18 protein-coding genes and 1 pseudogene are annotated in these 17330 nt (G+C 65.6%); 10 read left to right on the plus strand and 9 right to left on the minus strand.

What is annotated here, in order from left to right:
• Window positions 1-23 precede the first annotated feature (23 nt).
• Window positions 24-1214 (plus strand): ROK family protein, encoded by a 1191-nt coding sequence (locus tag SLQ30_RS12765; RefSeq protein ID WP_319446659.1) that lies wholly within the window; start codon window positions 24-26, stop codon window positions 1212-1214.
• Here the strand turns inward: SLQ30_RS12765 and SLQ30_RS12770 are convergent.
• Window positions 1204-1869, minus strand: a complete 666-nt coding sequence (locus SLQ30_RS12770; protein WP_319446923.1) for a TetR/AcrR family transcriptional regulator — start codon at window positions 1867-1869, stop codon at window positions 1204-1206. The genes SLQ30_RS12765 and SLQ30_RS12770 overlap by 11 nt on opposite strands.
• A gap of 110 nt (window positions 1870-1979) precedes the next feature.
• On the opposite strand from SLQ30_RS12770, the gene SLQ30_RS12775 reads away from it, so the two are divergent.
• Window positions 1980-2915 carry an SDR family oxidoreductase gene (locus SLQ30_RS12775; protein WP_319446660.1) on the plus strand — a complete coding sequence of 312 codons (936 nt, stop codon included), beginning with the start codon at window positions 1980-1982 and terminating at the stop codon, window positions 2913-2915.
• Here the strand turns inward: SLQ30_RS12775 and SLQ30_RS12780 are convergent.
• A complete protein-coding gene (locus SLQ30_RS12780) occupies window positions 2899-3774 on the minus strand; it encodes an LLM class flavin-dependent oxidoreductase (RefSeq protein WP_319446661.1) in 876 nt (291 codons plus the stop codon). The genes SLQ30_RS12775 and SLQ30_RS12780 overlap by 17 nt on opposite strands.
• Window positions 3775-3826: 52 nt before the next feature.
• Here SLQ30_RS12780 and SLQ30_RS12785 point away from each other — a divergent pair, with 52 nt between their 5' ends.
• Window positions 3827-5023: an MFS transporter gene (locus SLQ30_RS12785; RefSeq protein WP_319446662.1), complete on the plus strand. Its 1197-nt coding sequence runs from the start codon at window positions 3827-3829 to the stop codon at window positions 5021-5023.
• Here SLQ30_RS12785 and SLQ30_RS12790 read toward each other — a convergent pair.
• Window positions 4984-6210, minus strand: coding sequence for a diiron oxygenase (locus SLQ30_RS12790; RefSeq protein ID WP_319446663.1), 1227 nt, complete (start codon window positions 6208-6210; stop codon window positions 4984-4986). The two genes, SLQ30_RS12785 and SLQ30_RS12790, sit on opposite strands and share 40 nt — an antisense overlap.
• Before the next feature lie 92 nt (window positions 6211-6302).
• Here SLQ30_RS12790 and cobF point away from each other — a divergent pair, with 92 nt between their 5' ends.
• Window positions 6303-7061 carry a precorrin-6A synthase (deacetylating) gene (cobF, locus tag SLQ30_RS12795; RefSeq protein ID WP_319446664.1) on the plus strand — a complete coding sequence of 253 codons (759 nt, stop codon included), beginning with the start codon at window positions 6303-6305 and terminating at the stop codon, window positions 7059-7061.
• On the opposite strand, the gene SLQ30_RS12800 is transcribed toward cobF, so the two are convergent.
• The gene (locus SLQ30_RS12800; RefSeq protein WP_319446665.1) at window positions 7012-8187 is read right to left on the minus strand and encodes an alkane 1-monooxygenase; all 1176 of its coding nucleotides are present in this window, start codon (window positions 8185-8187) and stop codon (window positions 7012-7014) included. The genes cobF and SLQ30_RS12800 overlap by 50 nt on opposite strands.
• 266 nt (window positions 8188-8453) lie before the next feature.
• Here SLQ30_RS12800 and SLQ30_RS12805 point away from each other — a divergent pair, with 266 nt between their 5' ends.
• Window positions 8454-10109, plus strand: a complete 1656-nt coding sequence (locus SLQ30_RS12805) for a GMC oxidoreductase (RefSeq protein WP_319446666.1) — start codon at window positions 8454-8456, stop codon at window positions 10107-10109.
• A 20-nt stretch (window positions 10110-10129) separates the two neighbouring features.
• The gene (locus SLQ30_RS12810; RefSeq protein WP_319446667.1) at window positions 10130-10534 is read left to right on the plus strand and encodes a phage holin family protein; all 405 of its coding nucleotides are present in this window, start codon (window positions 10130-10132) and stop codon (window positions 10532-10534) included.
• Here SLQ30_RS12810 and SLQ30_RS12815 read toward each other — a convergent pair.
• Entirely contained in the window at window positions 10531-11379 is an 849-nt protein-coding gene (locus tag SLQ30_RS12815; RefSeq protein ID WP_319446668.1) for an NHL repeat-containing protein, read from the minus strand. The two genes, SLQ30_RS12810 and SLQ30_RS12815, sit on opposite strands and share 4 nt — an antisense overlap.
• A gap of 19 nt (window positions 11380-11398) precedes the next feature.
• The gene (locus SLQ30_RS12820; protein ID WP_319446669.1) at window positions 11399-11917 is read right to left on the minus strand and encodes a DUF4232 domain-containing protein; all 519 of its coding nucleotides are present in this window, start codon (window positions 11915-11917) and stop codon (window positions 11399-11401) included.
• Between the two features lie 92 nt (window positions 11918-12009).
• Here SLQ30_RS12820 and SLQ30_RS12825 point away from each other — a divergent pair.
• Both SLQ30_RS12825 and SLQ30_RS12830 read left to right on the plus strand, forming a co-directional pair.
• Window positions 12010-12252 (plus strand): annotated as a pseudogene (locus tag SLQ30_RS12825) (DNA-formamidopyrimidine glycosylase family protein); the annotation flags it as partial.
• A 147-nt stretch (window positions 12253-12399) separates the two neighbouring features.
• Window positions 12400-12873: a zinc finger domain-containing protein gene (locus SLQ30_RS12830; protein ID WP_319446924.1), complete on the plus strand. Its 474-nt coding sequence runs from the start codon at window positions 12400-12402 to the stop codon at window positions 12871-12873.
• On the opposite strand, the gene SLQ30_RS12835 is transcribed toward SLQ30_RS12830, so the two are convergent.
• Window positions 12874-13437: a chorismate mutase gene (locus SLQ30_RS12835; RefSeq protein ID WP_319446670.1), complete on the minus strand. Its 564-nt coding sequence runs from the start codon at window positions 13435-13437 to the stop codon at window positions 12874-12876.
• 69 nt (window positions 13438-13506) lie between these two features.
• Between SLQ30_RS12835 and SLQ30_RS12840 the strand changes: the two genes are divergently transcribed.
• Window positions 13507-14256, plus strand: coding sequence for an SDR family oxidoreductase (locus SLQ30_RS12840; RefSeq protein WP_319446671.1), 750 nt, complete (start codon window positions 13507-13509; stop codon window positions 14254-14256).
• A 14-nt stretch (window positions 14257-14270) separates the two neighbouring features.
• On the opposite strand, the gene SLQ30_RS12845 is transcribed toward SLQ30_RS12840, so the two are convergent.
• Complete coding sequence (locus SLQ30_RS12845; RefSeq protein WP_319446672.1) at window positions 14271-15191, minus strand: MBL fold metallo-hydrolase; 921 nt, start codon at window positions 15189-15191, stop codon at window positions 14271-14273.
• Between the two features lie 47 nt (window positions 15192-15238).
• Here SLQ30_RS12845 and SLQ30_RS12850 point away from each other — a divergent pair, with 47 nt between their 5' ends.
• Entirely contained in the window at window positions 15239-15625 is a 387-nt protein-coding gene (locus SLQ30_RS12850; RefSeq protein WP_319446673.1) for a MerR family transcriptional regulator, read from the plus strand.
• Here SLQ30_RS12850 and pgi read toward each other — a convergent pair.
• Window positions 15622-17289, minus strand: coding sequence for a glucose-6-phosphate isomerase (pgi, locus tag SLQ30_RS12855; RefSeq protein WP_319446674.1), 1668 nt, complete (start codon window positions 17287-17289; stop codon window positions 15622-15624). The two genes, SLQ30_RS12850 and pgi, sit on opposite strands and share 4 nt — an antisense overlap.
• Between the last annotated feature and the right edge of the window lie 41 nt (window positions 17290-17330).

Genomic DNA, 17330 nt, shown 5'->3' on the forward strand with positions numbered 1-17330 from the left:
GTTTCTCGGGTTCAATCGATGGTGTGACGAGCACCGGTGATGTCTTCGCCCTAATTCGGGAACTGAGGGACACCACGCGCGCCGAACTGGGCCAACTCACTACGTTGTCACGCACGGCAGTGGCGGCCAGGGTGGCCGCACTGCTCGAGCTCGGCCTCGTCGCTGAGAGTGAGCAGGCCGCCTCCACCGGCGGTCGTCCGGCCACGCTGTTGACCTTCGACGCCGACGCAGGCGTGGTTGCGTGCGTGGCCATCGGCATCAGTCGCACGCGGATGGCGATCTGCAACCTGGCCGGTGAGCTCGTCACCACCTCGGACATCGACCAGGAGGTCGCGCTCGGTCCGGACGACTTGATGCCCGACGTCGTGAAGCGACTGGACGTGCTGTTGGAGGACCACCGCGGTGTGCCCGTCTACGGCATCGGGCTCAGCCTGCCGGGGCCGGTCGATCGCGAACGCGGCTGCAGTCGCGACTCGCCGATCCTGCGCGGTTGGGATGGTGTGGCGCTGCGGCCGTATTTCGAGGAGGTGCAGCGGCATTCCGGAGGGCAGGAGCGGAGCGACCGGGGATTTGGATCGGGTGTGCCGGTGTTGCTCGACAACGATGCCAACGCCATCGCACTCGGCGAACGCGGTGGTGAACTTCAACGACACGATGATCTGTTGGTGCTCAAGGCGTCGACGGGCCTCGGCGCCGGAATCATCGCCGGTGGCGTGCTGCAGCGCGGCGCGTGGCAGGCGGCGGGAGAGTTCGGGCATAACAAGACTGCTGCGGCACAAGGCATTCCATGCCGGTGCGGCGATACAGGTTGCCTCGAGGCGATCGCCGGCGGCTGGGCGGTGGTGCACGCGCTGCAGCAGCAGGGCTACTCGGTACGGCACATGCGCGACGTCGTCGAACTCGCGCACGCGGGGGACCCCGAAGTGCGCCGGATGATCCGAGACAGTGGCCGACACATCGGCGAAGTCGTCGCCTCGGCGGTCAATCTGCTCAACCCCAAGGTGCTGGTCATCGCGGGCGATCTCGCAGGTGCCTACGAGACATTCGTCGCAGGGCTACGAGAGACGTTGTACGGCAACGCAACAGCGATGTCGACGCGCGAACTCGAGGTGGTGCCCGCTGCGCACGGAAGTCACTCCGCGGTCGCGGGTACGGCGGCGATGGTGCTCGACGAGGTGCTGAGCCCGCGGGCGGTCGACGCGCTCATCGGGTGAGCAAGCCGGCCAGGATGACGTCCAGCGCGTCCCGAAGAGTCGTGGTGAAGTCCAGCCGGTGTTTCCGCAGCGACTCGTCGGATTCGTATGCCGCGACCACCGCGGGTGGAACCTGAGCGTGCGTCCACACCGAGGTAGCCATCAGTGCGGCGAGCATGGTGAACCGTTCCGCCCGCTCCTGGCCGAGCTCGGGCAGGTGGCGCAGCACAAGCCCGGCGAGCCGTTCGACGTTCGCGACGCTCGCGCGCTTGTACTCCAGCACCGTGGCGGTCGTGATGTTGCGTTCCAACACGGCAGCTTGCGCACTCATCAGGTCGCACAGCGTCGGGCGGGCGGCCAGTGAGGCGGCGATGACGTCGGCGACCGTGCCCGTCCGCGCGTTGAGTGGGTCGGCCGAGTCGATCGCGTCGGCCAGTGCGCGGTCCAGCGCATCGACCCACTCGCCGAGTGCCGCGGCGCACAAGTCGAGCAGCACCGCCTCGCGCGACTCGAAGTAGCGCAGCACGTTCGACTTGGCCATGCAGGCCCGGCGGCTCAATCCGTTGAGCGTGATATCGGCGACGGGCATCTCGTCCAGCATCGCGCGCGCAGTGTCCAGAATTGCGGTGCGCCGGACTTCCCGCTGCTCAGGGCTGTGCGCACGGACGAAGGACATCACGCCTCCAGCATAAGCTACCGCCGGTCTCTTGCCTAGCGACCGGCGGTCTGTTAGCTTCGAATCAGGTAGAGACCACTGGTCGCTTAGCGACCGCGAAAGGAGATCCCATGTACCAAGTCAGTGCTCAGGCCGGACGACGGTTCGTCATCACCGGCGCCAACAGCGGAACGGGCAAGGAGGCTGCGCGCCGGATCTCAGCGGCGGGCGGTCACGTCGTGATGGCCGTCCGAGACGAGGCCAAGGGCAGCGCCGCCGCCGACGACATCCGTCGCGACGTGCCCGACGCAGCGTTGGAGGTACGCCGCCTCGACCTCGCCGACCTGGCCAGTGTCCATGCGTTCGCCGATGGGTTGCAGGCCGACGGCCGACCGATCGACGTGCTGATCAACAACGCCGGGGTGATGGCGGTGCCCCAGCGGATGACGACCGTCGACGGGTTCGAGTTCCAGTTCGGCACGAACTACCTCGGACCGTTCGCATTGACGAATCTGCTTCTGCCGCTGGTGCTCTCGTCCGACGCTCCACGCGTGACCACCATGTCGAGTGGCGCGGCGAACTTCGGCCGCATCAACTTCCGTGACCTGCAATCCGCCGAGTCCTACAGTGCGGTCAAGGCGTACGCCCAGTCGAAGCTCGCGGACCTGCTGCTCGGGGTGCAACTGGCGCGCCTCGCCGACGAGCGCGGCTGGAACCTGTTGAGTGCCATCGCACATCCCGGTTACACGCGCACCAATCTGCAGAGCTCGGGTCCGAACCTAGGCCGCGACAAGAAGCGGTTCAACCCGATGTTGGACCTGCCGATTTTGCCGTCGCAGGACGTGGTCGTCGGGACCGAGCCGCTGCTGTTCGCGGCCACCGACCCGGACGCCCGACAGGGTGCCTACTACGGGCCCAGCGGATTCGGCGGGCTGGTCGGACACACCAAGAAGGTCGACCTGCCTCGCTCGTCGCGCGGCGTCGATCTTGCGGCCTCACTGTGGGCGGTCGCCGAGCACCTGACCGGAACGTCCGTGCCCGCCGGGGTGGTCACGCCTTCGCGATGACGTTCTCCGCGAACCACTCCAGGTGGCGGATCTTGTCGTCGAGCGGCTGGGTGTCCTGGCCCATGATGTAGGGCAGCCGGAAGCCGACGATGACGTCAGTGACGCCCTTGTCCTCAAGCCGTTTGACGCCGTCGAGGCTGAACCCGTCGATCGAGATGACGTGGATCTGGAACTCGTCGGCCAGTCCGATCCGCTCCTCTTCGTCGCGGTACTTGTTTAGCTTGGCCAGCAGGGGGTCGAGTTCGGCCGGGTCGCCTCCGCCGTGCATCCAGCCGTCGTTGCGCGCGGCGCGCCGCAAGGCGGCGTCGGCGTGTCCGCCGATGAGAATCGGCACCGGCTTCGTCGGCGCGGGCGTCATCTTGAACTTGGGGAAGTCGTAGAACTCGCCGTGGTACTCGAAGTAGTCGCCGGAGGTAAGGCCTCTGATCACGTCGATGCATTCGTCCATCCGCTTGCCGCGCCTGGCGAACGGCACGCCCATGATCTCGTAATCCTCAGGCCACGGGCTGGTGCCGACGCCGAGGTTCAGTCGGTTGTCGAACATCGCCGCGAGCGAGCCGGCCTGCTTGGCCACCAGCGCGGGCGGCCGGATCGGAAGCTTCAGCACGAAGATGTTGAAGTGCAGCCGCGTCGTGACCGCGGACAACGCCCCGATCAGGGCGAAGGTCTCGATGAACGACTTGCCGTCCAAGAATTCGCGATTGCCGTCTTCGGTGTACGGATACTTCGAGTCCGATACCTCGGGATACGCGACGCTGTCCGCGATGGTCATCGCGTGGTACCCGGCCTCGTCGGCGGCCTTGGCCAACGGGATGTAGTACCTGGGGTCGGTCATGGCCTCTGCATAGGTGAACCGCATGAGCCGATACTAGAACACGTTCTAGTTCTGCAATGAAGAACGGTCGGGCATGATGAGCCGAGTGCCTAAGCCGTGGCTCACCAGGAATGTGCGTGTGCTTTCGGCGGTGTCCTTTCTGCAGGACACCGCGAGTGAACTTCTCTATCCGCTATTGCCCATCTATCTGACCGCGGTGCTCGGAGCTCCGCCCGCCATCGTGGGTGCCATCGAGGGCGCGGCCGAAGGTGCGGCGGCGCTGACGAAGCTTGCGTCGGGGCCGCTGGGCGACCGGTATGCGCGTCGTCCGCTGATCGCCACCGGGTACGGACTGGCGGCACTCGGCAAGGTGATGGTGGCTGCCTTCGCTGCGTGGCCGGGCGTGCTCGCAGGCCGGGTCGTCGACCGACTCGGCAAGGGGTTGCGGGGTGCCCCGCGCGATGCCCTGTTGGTGGCCGACGTCGACGACGCGGCGCGGGGTCGGGTGTTCGGTTTCCACCGGGCCATGGACACGGCGGGGGCGGTGGTCGGCCCGCTGCTCGGACTGGTCGGGTACGAGTTGCTCGATCACCAAATCGCGCCGCTGTTGTGGGTGGCCGTCGTTCCGGCCGTGCTCAGCGTCGCGCTGGTGTTCGCGTCGCGCGAGCGCCGCCGGGTGGTGGCCGCTGTCCGGCCTGCGCTGTTCGCCCGAGTGCGCGAACTGCCTGGCGGGTACTGGCGGGTGACGGCCCTTCTGGTCGCGTTCGGCATCGTGAACTTCCCGGATGCGCTACTCCTGCTGCGGCTCAACGAGATCGGGTTCTCGGTAGTTGAGGTGATTCTTGCCTACGTGGGCTACAACGCGGTGTACGCACTCGTCAGCTATCCCGCGGGCGTGCTCGCCGACCGCGTTCCTCGGCCAGCCGTGTTCGGAATTGGGTTGGTGTTCTTCGCAATCGGCTACGGCGGCCTCGGGTTGACCGAAGACAAGCTGACCGCATGGCTGCTGATCGGGGTCTACGGGCTCTTCACGGGATGCACCGACGGCGTTGGCAAGGCGTGGATCTCGTCCTTGGCTGGCCAATACCTTCAGGCCAGCGCGCAGGGCGTGTTCCAGGGCGCATCAGGCTTCGCGATGTTGATCGCCGGAGTGTGGGCCGGCCTGCTGTGGGGCACGAACGGTCAACTGCCGTTGCTGATCTCGGGTGCCGTCGGGGCAGTGTTCGCGGTCGTATTGCTTGGTGGCGCGGTGCGTCAGGCGAAGGGCGGAGCGCCCATGCCCGTCACCGAGTAGCCGCCCTGGGGGGAGCGCTCGGTGAGCCTCGCCGCGGCAGTGCGGCCGTTGGCCGTCAACAGCGCCTCGGGTCGCTTGAGCACGTCCTCGGGCAGTGCGCCGAAAACTGTTCCGCGCCAGTGGTACTTGCCGTCGATCGGATCCAAGCGACCGGTGAGTCGCACGCGAACGGAGTGGTCGTCGTCGGCGACGCGCAAGACGGCTGGGCCGTCGTACACCGTCTCGAACCCCTCTGCCACGTCGGGGGCAGCCTCGACGGCGAGCGTCTTGGGCGGGAGAAAGTTGGTGCGTCGCCACATGCGCCGCGCGATCCGGCCCATCAACCCGACCTCGTCGAGGAACGCGGCCAGTGGGGCGAAGCCCGCGATCTGGACCTCGTGGCGGTGCGGGCTGCGGCGCGCGATGCGGCGGGCCTCGCGCGCATCGAGTCCGACGCGGCGGTATGGCACCTTGTTGGTGAACAGGAATCGGAAGAAGTAGCCGCCGACACCGTTGAGATTGCCTACCCACCAACGGTTCCGCCGCGGCATGTCGCCGATGCGCTTGCGCACGCCGTCGCGCGCGAACTGGATGTGCCTGGCTTCTTCGGTGACGTGAATTCGCATGAGCCGCTGCACCATTGGTTGCAACTCGGGGTCGTCCATCATCTGGCGTTGCAGTGAGTCGAAGATCTCTTCGCCGATCAGTGCGGCGATCCACAGCAGCGAGCCCTTGAACGTCAGCGGGAGCGCGTTGATGAGCACCCGCTGGTACCACTTCGGCTGGATGGGCTTGGCGCCGACGCGCTCGATCGCTTTACCGAACATCACCATGTGACGGGTCTCGTCGCCCAGCTCGGTCAGCGCGTAGTGCGTCGCGTTCGACGTGGGGTCCTGGTGCATGATCGTCCGCAGGATGGCCTGGTTGAGGATGTTCTCGAACCAGATGCCTGCCGAAAGCGTGTTGACGAGTTCCTGGCGGGACAGTTCGATCTGCTGTGCTCGGGGCATGGCGTCCCACATCGGCGTGCCGTACAGCGACACCACCTTGGGCGGCAGGAAGAACTTGTCGGGATCGAGCTCGGCGTCCCAGTCGATGTCGACGACGGGTTCGTAGTACTTCTTCACCGAGCCGCGCAGCAGCCGCTCCGAGAACTCTTCGCGGGTGGGGGCGCTGGTCGATCTGATCGCTTCAGGGGAAAGAGTCACCGTTGACGTCCCTTCGCTGACGTTATGCTCCAAAACCTAATGACGGCCGCCTCAAGATGTCAATACCCCGGGTACCGGATACTGGCGGTCCCATGACGCGCCTGATTCACGTCATCGGCATCGGAGCGGGTGATCCGGACTATGTGACGGCCCAGGCCGTGGCCGCGCTCAATGACACCGAGGTGTTCTTCGCGATGGACAAGGGGGACACGAAGGACGACCTGGTGGCGTTGCGTCGCGAGGTGTGCGCCCGCTTCATCCGCGAACCGGGCTACCGCTTCGTCGAACTCGCCGATCCGAAGCGCGCGAAAGACGGCGACTATCGCCAGGCCGTCAGCGACTGGCATGCGGCGCGCGCAGATATTTGGGCGCAGGCGCTGCTCGACGAACTACCCGACGACGGCACCGGGGCGTTCCTCGCGTGGGGTGACCCGTCCTTGTACGACAGCACGTTGCGGATTCTGGAACTGGTCGCGCAACGCATCGACGTGAGCTACGACGTGATCCCCGGCATCACGGCGATCCAGGCGCTTACGGCCCGACACCGTATCCCGCTCAACGACATTGGCGAGCCGGTGCTCATCACGACGGGCCGGCGATTGCGTGCGACGGGTCTGTCGGGGGCGGCCGTTGTGATGCTCGACGCGGACTGCTCATTCCTCGAATGCCCGTCCGACACCAACATCTGGTGGGGCGCCTACCTCGGCACGCCGGACGAACTCCTGGTTGCAGGCACCGTCGGCGGGGTGGGAAAACGGATCGTCACCGAGCGTGCCGAGGCCCGCGAGCGCCACGGCTGGATCATGGACACGTACCTCTTGCGACTCCCGGCTGCAGGGCCGCCAAGGTGATGTCGCCGCCGTAGTGCTCCAGCACCCGCCAGTCCATTACCCGTCGCCAGAGTGGAGGGACCAGCGCCAGCAGCATCATCGTGGTGTAGCCAGTGGGCAGTTGCGGTGCGTCGTCCCAATGACGGAGCGCCTGGAAGCGGCGGATCGGATGGGCGTGGTGGTCGGAGTGTCGCTGTAGATGGAAGAGCACGACGTTGGCGACGACGGTGTTGCTGTTCCAACTGTGGGCGGCGCCAACGCGTTCGTACCGTCCGTCGGCCGTTTTCTGCCGGCGTAGTCCGTAGTGCTCGAGGTAGTTGACGGTCTCCAATATGCAGAAGCCAATGATGGCCTGGCCCACCAACCAGGGCAGCACCGTAGGACCGAACCACATGGAGAGCACGGCGAAGAGCGCCGCACTCATGATCCATGAGTTGAGCACGTCGTTGCGGAAACTCCAGCGCGACTTGCCTATTCGTGCGAACCGAGTGCTCTCGATGTGCCATGCCGACCGGACGCCGCCCGCCACTGACCGTGGGATGAAGCGGTAGAGGCTCTCGCCGAAGCGGGAGCTGGCCGGATCCTCGGGGGTCGCGACGCGCGCGTGGTGGCCCCGATTGTGTTCGACGAAGAAATGGCCGTAGCAGGTCTGCGCCAGCGCCATCTTGCTGAGTCTGCGCTCCAGCTTGGCGCGTCTGTGCCCCAATTCATGGGCCGCGGAGATGGATACCCCGCCGATGATGCCGACCGTCGCCATCAGGCCGGTTTTGTCGACCGTGGCCATCGCTACCCAGCCGCCGCCCGCCCAGAGCCAGCAGGCGAACACCAGAGATAGGTACTGACTGGGCAGGTAGAGGTAGGTGATCCAGCGGTAGAAGCGGTCGGACTCCAACCAAGTCAGCGCTCGGTCGGGGGGATTCTCCGCATCCGCCCCGACGACGTGGTCGAGCACCGGAATCACCACGAAGGCCAGCATCGGGCCAAACCACCAGAACGCGCTGAACCCCGTCACCTGGACCAGGAACCACGATTCGAAGACGAGCGCCGGTACTACGGCACCCAAGACCCACAGGTACTTCTTGGAGTCCCGCCACCCCGCGTCCGCTTGGCGGGCCGCTGTGCGGGTGTTTTGCCAGTCTGTTCTCATCGCCGTTTCCACGTTCGATTTCGAGATTGCTAGGACAACTTCCGCAAACTATAAAGCTTTGGTAACGTTCTTTCAACCTGGAGGTCATCGAACATCGTCTTCAAGCCAGAAATTGCTCGTCATACTAAATATCCACAGTTAAAGGGTCGCAAAATGCTGCTCATCAAGGTGTGGTGTCAAGGTGTGAGCGCGCACGTCAATTGTATTAACGTACCTGTAAGTTCGATTTTAGTTAATTAACGTTGCTTCGCCTGGAGGGGGATCAAGTGCCGACCATCTCAAGGAGACGCTTCCTCGGCGCCGCTGCCGGGGTAGCTGCGAGCGCCGTGGGAGGCGGGATTCTGGTCGAACTGGCCTCCCGAAACCCCCGGCCCGACCGGCCGTACTACCCGGCCATCGTCGTGGGCAGCGGTTACGGCGGCGGGGTGTCTGCACTTCGGCTTGGACAAGCCGGGGTCGAGACGCTGATCCTCGAGAAGGGCAGGCTCTGGGACACGCCGGACGCCGACGGCAAGCGGTTCTCCCGAATGCTGCCCGGCGATACCCGCGCGGGTTGGTTCGCCGAGGTGCCGCCCAGCCTGGTCACGTCGTTCCAGGGGGTGTCCATCGAGGAGATCGCGAAGAACGCGCCGTCACCCCAGCCGATCCAGGCCGGAATCTGCGACAAGTCGGTACACGGTGCACACAACGTCTTCCGCGGCATCGGGGTAGGCGGGGGGTCGATGGTCAACGCCGCGATCGCCGCGATCCCGACCCCTGCCCAGATTCAAGAGAGCTTTCCCGACATCGGTGTGGCGCAATTCCTGCAGATTTACACCGAACGCGCCAAGGCGGCGCTGCGTGTCAACTACCGCGACATGGATTGGTTCGAGCGCACGCCGTACTACCAATACGCCCGAGTGGGGCGCAAGTACGCGGCCGCGGCCGGCTACCCGGTGGACTACAACGGCAGTGCCTACAGCTTCGACTACATGAAACAAGAAGAGGCGGGCACGGTTCCGCGCTCGGCTTTGGATTTCGAGCAGCAGTACGGCAACAACTACGGCCGGTTCGGCAGCGTCGATCAGACGTACATCGCGTCCGCGCTCGCCACCGGCAAGGTCCACCTCCAGGCGCTCACGGAGGTGACCGCGATCCGACGCGAGCGGTCGGGCGAGTTCGTGGTGTCCACCCGGCAGATCGATCGCTGGGGCAAGGAGCTCAACCGCAACGAGATCGGTTGTGGCCAGCTGTTTCTCAGCGCAGGCGTGCTCGGTACCACCGGGATTTTACTGCGCGCCCGTGACACGGGGGCGTTGCCCGACCTGAGCCCCGAGATCGGCCGCGGATACGGCAACAACGGTGACGTCATGGTCGCGCACAGGCTGGGTGACGCCGATCCCGCCGGTACTCAGCAGTCACTGATGGGCATGATCAATCTCGACGGTCGAGACGATCCCGACAACCCCGTGTATGCCAGCATGTTCTCGATACCGCTACCGGTCGAGACCTATGCCCTCGGGTACTACGTCATGGTCAAGACGGGCGATCGCGCCGACATCACCTACGACGCCACTTCGGACTCGGTTGCGATCCAGTGGCCGGAGGGGCACACCGAGCACCTCCGCGAGCGCGCCAGGACCGTTTTCGACCGAGTGGTGCAGGCCAACGACGTCGACTACCGCGACGACATCTTCTCCGGAGAAGTGTTCGCGCCCAACACCGTCCACCCGCTGGGCGGGTGTGTTCGGGGCCGGGCGACAGACGGCTACGGACGCGTGCACGGATACGACAACCTGTACGTCAACGACGCTTCGCAGATCCCGGGCTACGTCGGCTGCAATCCGTTCATGACGATCACCGCCGTGGCCGAGCGCAATATCGAGGGCATTCTTCAAGGGCGCAGAAGCTTCGACGACGGGAAGCTGCAAACCGTCCTGTAGTCCCTGGCATGATCTGGCGGATGGGGCAATTTCTCGTTCGCGCCGGGTTCACCGGCATCGCGCTCTGGATCGTGACGCTGATCCTTCCGCGCAGCATCTACTTCGTCGGCGGGGAAGGTGACCTGCTCAAGCGCGTCGGCATCATCTTCGTGGTCGCGCTGATCTTCGGCGTGGTCAACGCGTTCATCAAGCCGATCGTGCAGTTCGTCGCGATACCGCTGTACATCCTGACCCTGGGGCTGATCCACATCGTCATCAACGCGTTGATGCTGTGGATCACGTCGTGGATCACGGACACCACGACGGGTTGGGGACTGCACGTCAGCGACTTCTGGTGGTCGGCGATCTGGGCGGCGCTGGTGCTGTCCGTCGTCAGCTGGCTGCTGTCGCTGCTGCTGCCCGACGAAAAGCGCAGCGCCCGCTAGCCGGCCGCCAACTTCACGACCTGTTGCTGTTCTTGGTCGGAGACGTAGACGTTGCCCGCGGCGTCCACCGCGATGTCGGCCGGAGTGCGGAGCCCGGTGACCGGCAGCACGGTCTGGGTGTCGGAGCCGGCCGCCAGTTCGACGACGCGATCGTGGTTGCGGTCGACGACGTAGACGTTGCCTGCGGTGTCCGCTGCCAAGCCGGTGGGAGTGTCGAGTCCGGTGACGGGCAGCGTCGTCTGGGTGTTGGAGCCGGCCGCCAACTTCACCACCTTGGCGCCGTGGTCGTTGGCGTACACGTTGCCTGCGGAGTCGACCGCGATTGCCCAGATGTTCTTCAAACCCGTTAGGGGCAACGTCGTTTGGACGTTCGAGCCCGTTGTCAGCTTCACGACGGTGTCGCCGTCGGCGACGAAGACGTTGCCTGCGCCGTCGACCGCGATGCTCCCAGGCTCGTTGAGGTCGGTGAACGGCAGCACGGTCTGGGTAGCGGACCCCGCCGCCAACTCCAACACCCGACGATTGGGGTTGTCGACCACGTAGACGCTCCCTGCGTCGTCGACGGCGATACTGCCGGGCCGGTCGACGCCATTCACCTGCACCACCAAGGTCGAGCCTCCCGCGAACTTCACCAGACGCGAGCCGGCAAGATGCGAACCGCCGTCGTAGTCGACGACGTACACGTCGCCCGCGTTGTCCACTGCCACGCCCTGGGGATTCACCAGCCCGGTGAACGGAACCACGGTTTGCCGGACCGCAGGCGGGGTTGCGCGCGGGGTGCTGCATCCGGCTAGGCCGGCGGCTAATGCGGCAAGGAGGGCGAATCTGAGGATCAGTCGGTTCATCGTCAACGTGCTTTCTGAATCAGTGGGTAGCCGGACGGGGTGCGCCCGAGCCGACGGGATGGATCTGGAGCACGCAACCCACAGCTGTTGGGAGAGTGACCGTTTCGGTGGTGTCGGGCGCCGTCACGTGGAGTTGGTCGTACTTCGGACAGTCATTGCCCTGCTCGTCGACGGCACGGCCCTCCACCAGCGCATACGTCGGCTGCCACGATGACACCACAAGCGTGGGAGGGGTTTCGGTACCTCTCGGCAGCCCGCTCGGGAAGAAGCCCGACGGGGTGCGTTCGGCGTGCAGCACCGGCGCATTCGGGCCCGTCTGATCGACGCCTGGGTACCCCGTCAGCGTGCAGGACGCGGCTCCGGGAGCCAGGCTGAACTCCAGGTACACCGCGTAGTGCCCGGACGCACCTTGGCCCCACGCGTCGCTTATCTGCACCTGGCCCGATGAGCACGGTGAAATGGGGCTGGCGTGGGCCGCTGCAGGCATGGTGAGCGTCGCCGCGATGATCGCCGCGGCGACCAGTACGAGCTTGTGCATGGTCGAAGAGCTTGCCCCGGCAGCCTTGGCGGATTCTTGGGGTCTCGGCCTGTTTGTGGACACGTGCGCGCTCGGATCGGCAGACTGGACGCATGCCAGAACTACCCGAGGTAGAAGCGTTGGCCGACCACCTCCGTCGGCACGCGGTGGGCCTTACCGTTGGACGGGTCGACGTCTCCGCGCTCTCGGTGCTCAAGACGTTCGACCCGCCCACTACCGCGCTGCACGGACAAACCGTCACCGGCGCGAACCGCTGGGCGAAGTACCTCGGGCTCCAGGTCGGCGAGCTGCACCTCATCACCCACCTGTCCAGGGCCGGGTGGCTGCGTTGGTCGGACAAGCTGGCCGCCGCGCCGCTCAAGCCCGGAAAGGGGCCCATCGCCCTGCGGGTACATCTCGGAACACCCGGCGAGGCACCGGGTTTCGACCTCACCGAGGCTGGTACCCAGAAGCGACTGGCAGTGTGGCTGGTCGACGACCCCATGAAGGTGCCGCAGATCGCCGCGCTGGGCCCCGATGCGCTGTCGCTGGATCCCGAGGGGCTGGCCGCCGCATTGAAGGGCAACAGCGGCCGGATCAAGACCGTCATTACGGATCAGAAGGTCATCGCAGGCATCGGCAACGCCTACAGCGACGAGATCCTTCACGTCGCCAAGCTCTCGCCGTTCGCTACGGCAGGCAAGCTCGCCGACGTCCAACTGTCGGCACTGCACGACGCGATGATCACCGTGCTGACCGATGCGGTCTCGCGGTCGGTCGGTCAGGGCGCCGCCACGCTCAAGGGTGAGAAGAGGTCTGGGCTACGCGTGCATGCCCGTACCGGACTGCCGTGCCCGGTGTGCGGCGACATCGTGCGCGAGGTTTCGTTCGCGGACAAGTCATTCCAGTACTGCGCGACGTGTCAGACCGGCGGCAAGGTATTGGCCGACCGACGGATGTCGAAGCTGCTCAAGTAATTACGGTCCGCAGTAGGAACGGGTCGCCAGCGTCAGCGCCTCCCGGTACAGCGGATCGAACGCCCGGTCCGTGCCGACGGCCGTCCTGGCCTGCTCCAAGGAAATCAGGCAGTCCGGGCCGTGGAGCGAATCTTGTTGCAATGCAAGCTCGCTCACGATCGTGCGGTTGTACCCGTCGATGGCCGTTCGTGACGCCGTGAGCTCGGGTGCCGTCGTCGGCGCGGAGCCCGGATCGAGTTTCCACTGTCCGAAGCGGGCGTATTCGATGCCCTCCGTTGCGCGAATCTGGTCCCTGAATGCCGTACGCACGGGTTCTGGGTCGATTCCGTGGCTCTTCGCGTCGGTAGCGACCGCGCTCAGCACCTGCTGCGCGCGCGGGGCATCCTCGATCGGACCGCCCTTGACCCATTTGAACGCCGCCACCGGGTCGGCGGTCTGCAACCGCGCGGCGGCGGTGTCCACCAGGGTGTACAGGGGGCTGGGCGCGTCGGCGTAGGCGGAGGGTGCGCCCGCAATCAGGCTGCACAGCAGGGTTCCGATGACGAACGGGACGGAATATCTCACGGGTCAATGATCCCCCACCCGGACTGCAGCCGATTCTTGACATCTGTCGAGTTTGGCTATTCTGCTCGGATGACTCGGCAGAAGATCCTCATCACCGGTGCCAGCTCAGGGTTGGGTGCCGGCATGGCCCGCCAGTTCGCCGCCAAGGGCCGCGACCTCGCGCTGTGCGCCCGCCGGACCGACAACCTCGAGGAGCTCAAGGCCGAACTCACGGCGAAGCATCCCGGCATCACCATCGCCGTCGCGGCCCTCGACGTCAATGATCACGAAGCCGTACCCAAGGTGTTCGCCGAGCTCAGCGACGAGCTCGGCGGCGTCGACTGCGTCATCGTCAATGCAGGCATCGGCAAGGGTTACCAGCTGGGCGGCGGCAAGCCGTGGCACAACATCGCGACCCTCGAGACCAATCTGGTCGCGGCGCTAGTGCAAATCGAGACCGCGATGGCGATGTTCAAACAGGCGGGCGCAGGTCACCTGGTGCTGGTGTCCTCGGTGCTCGGCAACAAGGGCGTGCCGGGGGTCAAAGCCGCGTATGCCGCCAGCAAGGCGGGTGTCACGTCGCTGGGGGAGTCATTGCGCGCGGAGTACCCGAGCGGACCCATCAAGATCACGGTGCTCGAGCCTGGCTACATCGAGTCGGAGATGACCGCCAAGTCCAACTCCACGATGTTGATGGTCGACAACGAGACCGGCGTCAAGGCGATGGTCGACGCGATCGAGAAGGAGAAGGGTCGCGCCGTCGTCCCCGCGTGGCCGTGGTGGCCGCTGGTCGAGCTGATGAAGGTGCTGCCGCCGCGGTTCACCAAGCGCTTCGCCTAACCTTCCACGAATCGCTAGCCGCGGAGCGCGTTGGCGGCTTGGTGATCGTGAGTGGGCACGACGGTGACACGGTCCCTGACGGCATGCAGCCGATGCAGTGTGCGAAACGCCCCATCGCGGTCGACGTCCGCGATTCCGCCTGGGTAGCTTGACTTTTGGCGGATGTCTTCGATCTGGTACGTGTGCCACGCGGCGTCGCCGGCGAGCAGGATCCAGCCTTCGGGCGTGTGTAACAGGACCCCGACGCTGCCGGGAGTGTGCCCGCCGAGGTCGACGAGTACGACCGAGCCGTCGCCGAACAGGTCGTGGCTGCTGGTGAACGTGAGCACCGGTGGGCCGTCCAAGTCGTAGGTGACGGTGGGGCGGTCGCGCAGTGAATCGCGGACCCCTCCCACCGGTGCGACCGCGCCCGTCATCACCCAATCACGTTCTCTGGCATGGAGATGTACGGGTAACCCGGGCAGGTCGAGTAGCCCGCACACGTGGTCCCAGTGCGCGTGCGTCGGAAGGGCGAAATCAAGCTCGACGGCCGCTTCCTTCAACGCGGTGACTGTCGGCACCACGTCGCGGGGCGGGCTCACGGCCACCCTCAAGAACGTGGGAAGCTGAGCCACAGCGCGGGTTTCGGCGTCGACGCAGACACTCGGGTCCACGATGAACGTGGCTTCGGGGTGAGTCACGACGAATGAGGCTAGGGCGTTGTCGATGCGGCGCGGACGGCGTCGGCCCTCGACGACGAGCCCAGTCGGTACCGGCTGTGGCACCTGTCTGAGCACCGTCACCCCGACCGTGGTCGAAGCCTTCGGTAATCCGGCGTCGTTCAGTGAGGCCAGGAAGCGGCGGTCGGCGCGGCGTGGGCGGACCGCACCGGCGGCGAGTCCGACGAGTGCGCCGCAGCAGGCGGCCAGTGATGGTGATTGCACGTGCTCGGTCATGTGAGCGAAGCTATAACTTAAGGTTGACCTGAAGTAAAGGGGCGAATGTGGCCGGGAGTGGACAGCGCATCGGCGACGCAGCATCGGTGCTCGGAGTGGCCACACACGTGCTCCGGCACTGGGAGGACGTCGGCTTGTTGCGCCCGACCAGGCTGAGTTCGGGCCACCGCGTGTACGACGACCAGACGATCGGCCAGGCCAGGATGATCCAGATCTGCCAGCGCGCGGGCCTGTCGCTCGCTGAGATCGGTGAGCTCGGGGCCAGTGATCGGGAACGTCGAATCGCACTGATCGAGACGAAGCGCGCTGAATTCGCCGGGCAGGTGGCGCGCATCCAGCTGGCCGACGACTTCCTCGCGCACGTCGTCGGCTGCCACCACGAGTTGATCTCCGAGTGTCCGGAGTGCTCGGCCTTGGTGGGCCCGCCCCGCTAGGCCTCGCGACCGCGCTCCGCTCGGTAATGGCGCACCAGGGCATCCGTCGAACTGTCGGTCTGCTCGGCTGGCGACGCGTCGGCGGTGATCACTGGAAGCAACGCCTTGGCCTGTGTTTTCCCGAGCTCCACCCCCCACTGATCGAACGAGTCGATACCCCAGATGACACCCTCGGTGAACACCTGGTGCTCGTAGAGCGCGATCAGCTGGCCCACCACCGACGGAGTCAACTTGGTCGCCAAAATCGAAGTAGTGGGCCGGTTTCCGGGCATCACCTTGTGCGGGACGACGTCGGCGGGGGTGCCTTCGGCGGCGATCTCCTCCGCCGTCTTGCCAAAGGCCAACACCTGCGTCTGCGCGAAGAAATTGCTCATCAGCAGGTCGTGCATGCTGCCGGTGCCGTCGGCCGTCGGCAGATCGTCAGTGGGCTGGGAGAACCCGATGAAGTCGGCCGGAACAAGCCGGGTGCCCTGATGCAGCAGTTGGTAGAAGGCGTGTTGGCCGTTGGTTCCCGCTTCGCCCCAATAGATTTCACCGGTTTGGGTAGTTACAGCGGTGCCGTCGGCCCGTACCGACTTGCCGTTGGATTCCATCGTCAGCTGCTGCAGGTAGGCGGCGAACCGGGTCAGGTCGTTCGAGTAAGGCAGCACCGCCCGCGCCTGCGCGTCGAAGAACTCGTTGTACCAAAGTCCGATGAGCCCAAGCAGCACAGGCGCATTCGCCTCCAGCGGGGTGTTCTTGAAGTGCTCGTCGATCACGTGAAAGCCGGCCAGGAATTCGGCGAACCGCTCCTTGCCGACGACCGCCATGACCGACAGGCCGATCGCCGAGTCCACCGAATACCGGCCGCCCACCCAGTCCCAGAAACCGAACATGTTGTCGGTGTCGATGCCGAAGCCGTCGACGAGCTTCTTGTTGGTGGACACCGCGACGAAGTGCTTGGACACCGCGGCGTCGCCGAGCACGTCGGTCAGCCAGCGTCGCGCGGCGGTGGCGTTCGTCAGCGTCTCCAGGGTTGAGAACGTCTTGGACGCGATGATGAAAAGCGTTGTGGCAGGGTCAAGCCCGTCGAGCTTGGCAACCAGGTCGGCCGGGTCGACGTTGGACACGAAGCGCGCCGAGATGCCCGCGTCTGCATAGTGCCGCAGCGCCTGGTACACCATCACCGGCCCGAGGTCAGAGCCGCCGATGCCGATGTTGACGACGGTCGTGATGCGCTTGCCCGTCGCCCCCGTCCACTCGCCGCTGCGCAGCCGGTCGGTGAAGTCGCCCATCGCATCCAGCACCGTGTGCACGTCGGCCACGACGTCCTGCCCGTCGACCACCAATTCGGCGCCCCTCGGCAGTCGCAGCGCGGTGTGCAACACCGCGCGGTCCTCGGAGGTGTTGATGTGCACACCGGAGAACATGGCGTCGCGCTTGGTCTCCAGGTTGGCCGCCTTCGCGAGGTCGACGAGCAGTTTCAGTGTCTCGCGGGTGACGCGATGCTTGCTGTAGTCGACGTAGAGATCGCCGACGGTCAGCGTGAGCTCCCGGCCCCGTGCGGGATCCTCGTCGAATAATTCGCGCAGGTGTTTCGAGCCGAGCTCATCGTGGTGTCGAACCAACGCGTTCCACGCCGGTGTAGCGGAGATGTCGGGAATCGAAACCTCATCGGAAGACATATCTCGACCCTAGTGCGGCGGCCCGCGCGAAGGAGTAAATG

The organism is Mycobacterium sp. RTGN4, from assembly GCF_033804635.1.
Lineage (GTDB): Bacteria > Actinomycetota > Actinomycetes > Mycobacteriales > Mycobacteriaceae > Mycobacterium.

Coding starts and splice junctions, on each gene's coding strand:
- SLQ30_RS12845 (WP_319446672.1), bottom strand. CDS start 15,191: ATGACCGAGCACGTGCAATCACCATCACTGGCCGCCTGCTGCGGCGCA.
- SLQ30_RS12820 (WP_319446669.1), bottom strand. CDS start 11,917: ATGCACAAGCTCGTACTGGTCGCCGCGGCGATCATCGCGGCGACGCTC.
- SLQ30_RS12770 (WP_319446923.1), bottom strand. CDS start 1,869: ATGTCCTTCGTCCGTGCGCACAGCCCTGAGCAGCGGGAAGTCCGGCGC.
- SLQ30_RS12815 (WP_319446668.1), bottom strand. CDS start 11,379: ATGAACCGACTGATCCTCAGATTCGCCCTCCTTGCCGCATTAGCCGCC.
- SLQ30_RS12785 (WP_319446662.1), top strand. CDS start 3,827: ATGAGCCGAGTGCCTAAGCCGTGGCTCACCAGGAATGTGCGTGTGCTT.
- SLQ30_RS12840 (WP_319446671.1), top strand. CDS start 13,507: ATGACTCGGCAGAAGATCCTCATCACCGGTGCCAGCTCAGGGTTGGGT.
- pgi (WP_319446674.1), bottom strand. CDS start 17,289: ATGTCTTCCGATGAGGTTTCGATTCCCGACATCTCCGCTACACCGGCG.
- SLQ30_RS12800 (WP_319446665.1), bottom strand. CDS start 8,187: ATGAGAACAGACTGGCAAAACACCCGCACAGCGGCCCGCCAAGCGGAC.
- cobF (WP_319446664.1), top strand. CDS start 6,303: ATGACGCGCCTGATTCACGTCATCGGCATCGGAGCGGGTGATCCGGAC.
- SLQ30_RS12830 (WP_319446924.1), top strand. CDS start 12,400: ATGAAGGTGCCGCAGATCGCCGCGCTGGGCCCCGATGCGCTGTCGCTG.
- SLQ30_RS12780 (WP_319446661.1), bottom strand. CDS start 3,774: ATGCGGTTCACCTATGCAGAGGCCATGACCGACCCCAGGTACTACATC.
- SLQ30_RS12775 (WP_319446660.1), top strand. CDS start 1,980: ATGTACCAAGTCAGTGCTCAGGCCGGACGACGGTTCGTCATCACCGGC.
- SLQ30_RS12810 (WP_319446667.1), top strand. CDS start 10,130: ATGGGGCAATTTCTCGTTCGCGCCGGGTTCACCGGCATCGCGCTCTGG.